The 7,470-nt window shown below is 30.7% G+C and carries 8 protein-coding genes; 1 reads left to right on the plus strand and 7 read right to left on the minus strand.

Annotated features, from left to right (window positions below):
• Positions 1 to 49: 49 nt before the first annotated feature.
• The 4 genes from C7448_RS12205 to C7448_RS12220 form a co-directional block, all read right to left on the minus strand.
• Positions 50 to 1,573, minus strand: a complete 1,524-nt coding sequence (locus tag C7448_RS12205) for a hypothetical protein (protein WP_115901667.1) — start codon at positions 1,571 to 1,573, stop codon at positions 50 to 52.
• Positions 1,574 to 1,583: 10 nt separating this feature from the next.
• Positions 1,584 to 2,216 (minus strand): SPOR domain-containing protein, encoded by a 633-nt coding sequence (locus C7448_RS12210; protein ID WP_115901668.1) that lies wholly within the window; start codon positions 2,214 to 2,216, stop codon positions 1,584 to 1,586.
• Between the two features lie 115 nt (positions 2,217 to 2,331).
• Positions 2,332 to 3,132 (minus strand): formate dehydrogenase accessory sulfurtransferase FdhD, encoded by an 801-nt coding sequence (gene fdhD, locus C7448_RS12215; protein ID WP_115901669.1) that lies wholly within the window; start codon positions 3,130 to 3,132, stop codon positions 2,332 to 2,334.
• 162 nt (positions 3,133 to 3,294) lie between these two features.
• Positions 3,295 to 4,476, minus strand: a complete 1,182-nt coding sequence (locus C7448_RS12220; protein ID WP_115901670.1) for a class I SAM-dependent methyltransferase — start codon at positions 4,474 to 4,476, stop codon at positions 3,295 to 3,297.
• A 132-nt stretch (positions 4,477 to 4,608) separates the two neighbouring features.
• On the opposite strand from C7448_RS12220, the gene C7448_RS12225 reads away from it, so the two are divergent.
• On the plus strand, positions 4,609 to 5,475 hold the full coding sequence (locus C7448_RS12225; RefSeq protein WP_115901671.1) for an outer membrane beta-barrel protein: 867 nt from the start codon (positions 4,609 to 4,611) through the stop codon (positions 5,473 to 5,475).
• Positions 5,476 to 5,551: 76 nt separating this feature from the next.
• Here the strand turns inward: C7448_RS12225 and C7448_RS12230 are convergent, their stop codons facing one another.
• The 3 genes from C7448_RS12230 to C7448_RS12240 are packed head-to-tail and all read right to left on the minus strand — an operon-like array spanning position 5,552 to position 7,372.
• The gene (locus C7448_RS12230; protein ID WP_115901672.1) at positions 5,552 to 6,238 is read right to left on the minus strand and encodes a hypothetical protein; all 687 of its coding nucleotides are present in this window, start codon (positions 6,236 to 6,238) and stop codon (positions 5,552 to 5,554) included.
• On the minus strand, positions 6,222 to 7,139 hold the full coding sequence (locus C7448_RS12235) for an ATP-grasp domain-containing protein (RefSeq protein ID WP_115901673.1): 918 nt from the start codon (positions 7,137 to 7,139) through the stop codon (positions 6,222 to 6,224). The genes C7448_RS12230 and C7448_RS12235 overlap by 17 nt, the downstream gene beginning before the upstream one ends.
• 38 nt (positions 7,140 to 7,177) lie before the next feature.
• Complete coding sequence (locus C7448_RS12240; protein ID WP_115901674.1) at positions 7,178 to 7,372, minus strand: hypothetical protein; 195 nt, start codon at positions 7,370 to 7,372, stop codon at positions 7,178 to 7,180.
• Positions 7,373 to 7,470 lie beyond the last annotated feature (98 nt).

The raw sequence follows: 7,470 nt of genomic DNA on the forward strand, positions 1-7,470 counted from the left end.
TTTTAGATAGCGAAGATAATTCATCAAACTTTAACGAAAAGTTAAATTTTTAAAACTTTTTAACACTTAAGAAGGAAAAACGATACGAAATTCCCAAATTTAATTGAGTGTTACTTAATTTTCCTCCTCTTGCTTTTACATAACCTGCTCCTAATCTTAAATTTAGGTTATTAGTAAGTTTTTGATTAATCCCAACACTAGGTTTAATAATTAATCCTTGTCCTGTACTAATACCTCCGCCACCAGCTGCACCTCCTAAAACTTGTGCAAAAAGAGAGGTTCTTCCTTTAAAGAAGTCATTTGTTTGAACACCTAACCCCACAATTCCTTCTGCATAAGCTCCTGCACCTCCAAAGTTAGCAAAAGAAGTTTGACCTGCCGCATATAAATACTTGTTTAAGAAAAAATTTAACTGTAATGATATTTGATGCATGTTTTGATTAAACCCACCATCTCTAGCAGCATTTAAATATAAATCTTGTTTAACAATTGCGTCAAACCCTTTAAATTTTCCTTCTGAAAATTCTCTTTCATCTGATAAAACTCCATCTCTATCCACATAATACTTTAATCCTAGACCAAAAGTTGAAGAAACAAAATGAGAATCAGGGCTCATCAAGTACCCTTTGTTGATTGATGCATACACATTATCAAATAGCTTTTGCTCTAAAGAGATGTCTGGATAAATTAAAAAACCTCCTTTGGTATCCACGCCGCCGCCGCCGCCAGCGCCTACCCCAAATTTAGCTAAAATATTTGTACGATTCTTATTCATTGACAAATGATAACCTCCACCTAAGAAAATATCCATGTAACCTGCCTTAATTCCATGATAAGCACCATCAGCTTTAACAAAAAAGAAAAAGTTATCTGTAAGATATGAATTTAATTCAAATCCTGCTAAACGTATTGTATTTCCTTTATAAGACCCTTTAGTTACCTTAGCATTATTCAGGTGAACTAACAATGAAATTCGATTACTTAAGGCATTCCAAGAATTTTTCTTTAAATCTTCTACAGAAAAAGCACTTTCTCTATCTTTAAAATTTGCTATCTCAAAAGAAAGAGGAATTTGTACGGCTACATTGAATTGACTACTGTTAATGGTACCTCCATCAAAAAAGTCAACATAACTGTATCCTGCAGTTGCAGAAAAATGTTTAAAATCATATCCTAAATTAAGATGTGGGAGTATAAACGCTCCTCCACCATCAGGAGCAGATGCACCACCACCACCACCAAAATGAAGTCCAGCATCAATAAAAAGTTTATCGGTTATTTTTTGTTGAATTCCAGCATTTACACCTAACGTAAAAAAACCTCCTCTAATACCCCCTACAGCTCCATATAAACCAACTCCTGCATAACTCCAATCATTTAGTTTGAGGTTGTAATGAAGCCCTGTGTAGTCCATATTTTGTTCTCCTTCAGGCATTTTAATTGATAAGAAATCAATTTGACCAAAACCAAACTGTGTTTTTCTTTCAGGAATGGTATTTGTTTGTGCGTAAAAAAAATGAACACTCATTAGTAAACTTACTACGAGTGCTCTTTTAAAAATAATGTTAAGCATTAAATATTATTTAATTATGTATTTTTTGACGTTCTCCGTTTATGTATGAAGCAACGAAAGCATCATTGAATCCAATTTTAATTAATTCTTTTTGTAAATCTTTAGCTTCATCTAAAGTAGTATATAAACCTAAAGAGTATTTAAAATAACCATCATTAGTTGTAACTGTTGATGGGATAACTTCTGATGACAATAAAGGATATTTATTTTCTGAAAGGACTCCTATTTGTACTGAATAGATTGTTTCCCCTGTAGTGTTTTCTGCTACTTCACCTGCTACTGTTTCAGTATTTATATCAGACGATATGCTGTTGTTATCAGGTTCTTCATCATTTCTAGCAGCTCTAGCTTGAGCTCTATTTATACTATCTAATACTCTGTATGCTTCTTTCTTTTTTACAGCTTCTATATCTACGTTATTAATAGCACTACTACCTCCATTTGCGTAAAAGTAATACGCAGCCCCTAAAGCAAGGCCTAACAGAAGTCCTAAGAAAATAGGCAGAGTTTTCGAGCTCTTTTTTACCGCAGCTAATTCTTCTTGTGTGCTACTTAATTCGCTTTCTGCTTCTTCTCTTTTTAATTTAGCGTTGTCTAAGTCTTCTTGCATTAACTTAAACTTATCTTCTTCTATAAAAGGCATAAGTATATGGATTGGTTAGTAATTATTAAAAGCACTAAAATACAAATCTTTTTTAATTCGTGAGTTTTAAAGAGAATAATAGGGACTAAAGACAATTATTTCTTGTGAAAAAACATTATCCGTGAGGTGTAGAATAGATTGTCATTTTATTATTTCTACTAAAACCGATAAGGAAAATCCCAAATTCTTTTGCGAAATCTACTGCTAAAGAAGAACAAGCAGAAACTGCTATTATTATCGGGATTTTAGCTAAGAAAGCTTTAGATACTATTTCATAAGAAACTCTTCCACTAACTAACATATAATTAGCTTCTTTTAGCTTGTTTTGATTGATTAAATCACCAACACATTTATCTACAGCGTTATGACGACCAATGTCTTCTTTAATGGTTAATAGTTTTTTATTGGTATTAAAAATAGCACAAGCATGACTGCCTCCTGTAGATTTAAAAACAATTTGCTTATCACTCATTTCCATAAACATATATGATGTAGCTTTAACTATATCTTCAATTATTTCGTTAGAGTTACTTTTTAAAGTTTTTCCTTTAACTTTTAAATCTTTTAATTCTTTTTTTCCACAGATTCCACACGAAGAAACTGATAAAAGAGTACGTTTATTCAGGTATCCTTTCCCTAATTTTTCTTTTAGAATTTCCATGTTTATAACTGTAGAAAAGTCTTTCTCAGTTTTGATTATATCTACTTTTACTCCATCTTTTTTTTTGTAGATATCTTCTGCATACAATAAACCTCTTACTAATTCTTCATCGCTCCCAGGAGTTCTCATAACTACTGTATATGGCTCTTTGTTAATGTTTATTTGTAGTGGGGCTTCTACTACAAGAGTATCATCAAACTTCTCTAAAGAGTTATTAGAGAGTTTAATTGATTGGTAGCTTTGTGTTTGTTTCATGATAAGAACAAATGTATGTAAAAAAGCAAGTAAAAAGAAAAGCCCTGATATTAAGATCAAGGCTTTTAGTATGTTTTATCGCCCCTAAACAATAAAACATACTTTTCGATAGGGGCTTCTATCAACTAGATAAACGGTAAATTACAAATAATAGTATAAATATTAATCACTTTTTGTGCAGTCAATAACTATTAATTCGTTGTTTAGGTTTGTAGTAAAAAACAAATAAGTGTTTCCTCCGTCTTTAAATTTTGTTTCTTTTCTAATCTGAGCCACAGTTTTCGGAAAATTACGTGTTGTAATGTTTGCCTTGGATTCCGTTATTTGCTTTTTTATTCTTTTTTTATTGTAAGCAAATACATTGTTAATTTTAAAGATTCTTCCTGGGAAATCTTCAATTAAATTTTCTGAAGTATACAAATGAGAATGTTGATGTAGTTTGCCTATTTTTTGTTGACTTGCTATTTCGTTAAACCCTCCAGATTTTAAAATAGCAGCATTGGGTTCATAAAGATATTTTAGCGGTAGATAATATTCAAAATCAAAATCGCTATATAGCTTAAAAATAAATTTTTGTTTTTTGTTTTTCAACACATTACATGTTTTTACCTCAATAAACCCTTTAAATTTTTTTTTTAATAAGAAAAGTAGTTCTTTTACTTCGTTATTAACTGCTATAACATGAACTTCTTTTACAAATTTTAATTCGTTTATGGTTGATGTGATATCTAAAATAGGGGAGTTTTTAATAAGAATTGTGTTTGACTTTTCAAATAAAAAATCTAAGTTTTCAGGTACGTTTGGTGCACAATCACTTAATAAAAAAACTTTTCCTTTTTTTTCATTTCTTCGAGAAGGATCAATGTAAATACAATCGAATTTTTCAGAGGTGTTTTCTAGGTATTCTAATCCGTTTGTAGCTACAACTTCAATATTGAATATTCCCATTTGCTCATAGTTGTATGAAACAATTTCTGAAAGTTCTTCATTTATCTCACAATGTACAATCTTTTTAAATCGTTTTGAAAAAGCATAACAATCAATACCAAACCCTCCAGTAATATCAATTATTGAATCTCCATCAATTAATTTAGACTTGTACTCAGCTGTTATTTCAGAAGAGGTTTGTTCAATGCTTAATTTAGGTGGGTAATAGATGTTTTTTGTTTGAAACCAAGCAGGTAATTTTTTCTCTGATTTTTGTTTAGCAACGATTTGATTGGCTAACTCTTGAATAGAAACTTCTTTAAAAGGGCTCCCCTTAAAAATCAATTGTTCTATATTGGATGTTAGGTTATGATTAATATAATCCTGAACCTCAGTATGTAAAATATTTTTATTCAAAAAAAAGTTATTTTTAGAGTGCTTTTAACTACAATAATACTAATAATTTAACAGTTATAAAGTCCTGCTAATCGTAGATTTTTACTACGTTTGTTTACTTATTATCAATTTAAAGTTAACAAATAATTTATTATGAAAAAAAGTATTTTAATGCTTGCTATGATTTTAGCAACAATGAGTGTAAGTGCTCAATTTTATGTTTCTGCTAGTGGAGGGTATTCAATATCTAGTGCAGGAGTACGTTTTGGAACAGAAACTACTACATCAGGAGTAGAGAATACCTACGGTAGTTATGGTGAAGGTATGCATACTCAATTAAGAGGTGGATATTTTTTCAATGATACCTTTGGAGTTGAAGCTGCTTTTGGTTATTTACATGGAGCAGATCAAACTATTAGAAAAGTAACAGTACCAGGAAATGATGTTGATGTAATTGCTAGAGCTAGAGCTTATGGAGCTTCTGCATCTTTAGTTTACAAGTTTACTAACAATATTTATGGTCGTTTCGGAGCTTTAATTAAAGTTGGAGGAGAAACTGAAGCTAAAGGGTATATTAAGCAAGATATTTCTGGGCAACCAACTCCTAATGGCGGAAATTTCCCTGATGGAACATACAATGAAACTACTTTTACTCAAGATTACAAAGGTCGTTTACCATTAGGTTTTATAGGTGCTATTGGTTATAAACATGAGCTTTCTAATAAAGTTTCTTTATTTGCTGAATTAGAATATATGGGAATTAGTGTAACTAGAGATAAAGCTATTTTTAAAGAGTTTAATTCAGAAGTTGTTACTCCTGATGGAAATAGAATGACTGTAGCAACTATTAATAATTTACCTGATGGTTACTCTAAAGAAATTTTATATGTTGATGAGTTAACTATTGCTGAATATCAAGAGGCACAAGGAAACCCTTATGCTCGCAAGCAATTATCTGAAAAAGTACCATACTCTTCTTTTGGTATTAACTTTGGAATCTCTTATAGCTTCGGGAAATAATATTTTCGAATTATATAAATATTAAAAGAGCAGCAATTTTGCTGCTCTTTTTTATTGTTTATAAGTTATAGAAAAACTAATTATAAGCTTTTACATCACCCATATCTAATGTTCCAACAGGCATTTCATGCTTTGTAGGTAATATTGCTCCAGACTCAGTTGTTATCCAATCATTCCAAGTAGCTTCCATTCCTCCAGTAGGAATTATAGAAACCCACATTTTATAGCTAGTAGGTTTACCATTCTCGTCTAAAATCCATAAATAGGAATCACCTGGTGTTGAACCTCCTGTGATATAAGTAATTAATAAGGCTTCTTTTCCCTCATACATTACTATTCTTCGTTCAATTCCGCCTTCAAAAATTTTATACGGAGCTACTAACCAAAAACTATCATTATTAAAATAATCTATTGCTTTTTGAAGTATTTCTTTATTTTTAGTTTCTTTTTCGTCTACTAAAACAATACTTTTCTCTGGATTTTTTGTGTGTAAAATCACTTTGTTTATGTCCCATGATACTTCAACAATATTTTCTTGCTTATTCCATTTATAAAAATGTTTTCCTCTAAAACTCCATTCTATAAAGCGAGTATTTTTATAAGCTTCATAATTTAATACTTTAAGCATTTTGGTAGCTAAAGCATCTGCTTTTGGCCCTTGTTCTCCTGTAGGAAGACTTTCGTTGTTTTTAAAATAAAAAACAGCTAAAACAATAGTTCCAATAAGTAATAATGCACCTAGTATTTTAAATAACTTTTTCATTTTTGTTGATTAATTGTTTAATTCCTTTAGCTAGTTCATCTGCGGCAGCAGGGTAATTTCTAAACCAAAGCTCTGGTTCTATTAACTCCAATTCTGCAATAGCTAATTTACCATTATTATCAGTAAAAACATCTACTCGTGCATAAATAGGAAGTTCTACACAGGCTTTAACAGCATTTTCAGCGAATAGAATTTCTTCTTTCGTAGGTGTGTAGTTATAAACTGAACCTCCAAAATCGTCTTGTACTCTAAAATCTCCAAGTTTTGCTACTTTTAAAACTGCATGTGTAAATTTACCATTCATAACGATCAACGACATTTCTCCCTTTTCAACAATTTTATACTGAAAAGGCTGTATAATCATAGCTTCATTGGTTATTAAATCTGAAAATACGGTTTCGTATTCAGTAATATTTTCTGAATTAATTTTATAAGTGTGTCTCGCTGCTCCAGAAACACAAGGTTTTAAAACAAACTCTGTTAAGTTATACTTTTGTGAAAGTTCTTTTAATGTGGATTGAGTCTCTTTTTCTATAAAGTAGGATTCGCAAATATGCACCCCATTTTGTTGTAAATCTTGTAAATAGTGCTTATCAATATTCCAACGGATAATTTTTTCTGAGTTTAACAATGTTGTTTGATTGCTAACAATATTTAACCATGTTGAAAATTCAGGAAACCGATCAAAGTAATCCCATGTGCTTCTAAATAAAACATACTTTGTTGTAGACCAATCAAAAGTGGCATCATCCCATGAGAGGCGAATTGCTTTTAAGCCTTGGTTTTCAAGCGCTACTTTCACATAGTTATCTTCATCTAATACATTTTGAATATAGTTATCAAGCTTTTGAGGATTTACATACCTTTTATCTGTAAGGATAATAACATCGTATTTTTTCATATATGCAATGTAATGTTATTTTTAAAATTATAAACTGCTTATTTATGCATATTATAATACTCTATTACGTGGTTAGGCACTTGTATACCTTCTTTTAAGTTTTTATCAGAAATAGGAGGAAGGACTATCTGTTTTAAAGGCATTAAGCCTGCCCAAATAGGTAAATTATAATCTTCTGGTTCGTCATTTACACCAACGTCTCTTACTTTTGCTGAAGCAGTTTCAATGGTCATTTCTGTAAAGGTTAACTAATTCGTTGACAAAATCTTATATTTTGTTATGCGTATAAATACAGATGATTTAACTCTAGTTCGAAGCTATTTACAGAAAT

The organism is Tenacibaculum gallaicum, assembly GCF_003387615.1.
Lineage (GTDB): Bacteria > Bacteroidota > Bacteroidia > Flavobacteriales > Flavobacteriaceae > Polaribacter > Polaribacter gallaicus.

What these genes read in the sequence shown, in the direction of transcription:
- C7448_RS12205 (WP_115901667.1), bottom strand. Translation starts at nt 1,573, where the DNA reads ATGCTTAACATTATTTTTAAAAGAGCACTCGTAGTAAGTTTACTAATG.
- C7448_RS12210 (WP_115901668.1), bottom strand. Translation starts at nt 2,216, where the DNA reads ATGCCTTTTATAGAAGAAGATAAGTTTAAGTTAATGCAAGAAGACTTA.
- fdhD (WP_115901669.1), bottom strand. Translation starts at nt 3,132, where the DNA reads ATGAAACAAACACAAAGCTACCAATCAATTAAACTCTCTAATAACTCT.
- C7448_RS12225 (WP_115901671.1), top strand. Translation starts at nt 4,609, where the DNA reads ATGAAAAAAAGTATTTTAATGCTTGCTATGATTTTAGCAACAATGAGT.
- C7448_RS12230 (WP_115901672.1), bottom strand. Translation starts at nt 6,238, where the DNA reads ATGAAAAAGTTATTTAAAATACTAGGTGCATTATTACTTATTGGAACT.
- C7448_RS12235 (WP_115901673.1), bottom strand. Translation starts at nt 7,139, where the DNA reads ATGAAAAAATACGATGTTATTATCCTTACAGATAAAAGGTATGTAAAT.
- C7448_RS12240 (WP_115901674.1), bottom strand. Translation starts at nt 7,372, where the DNA reads ATGACCATTGAAACTGCTTCAGCAAAAGTAAGAGACGTTGGTGTAAAT.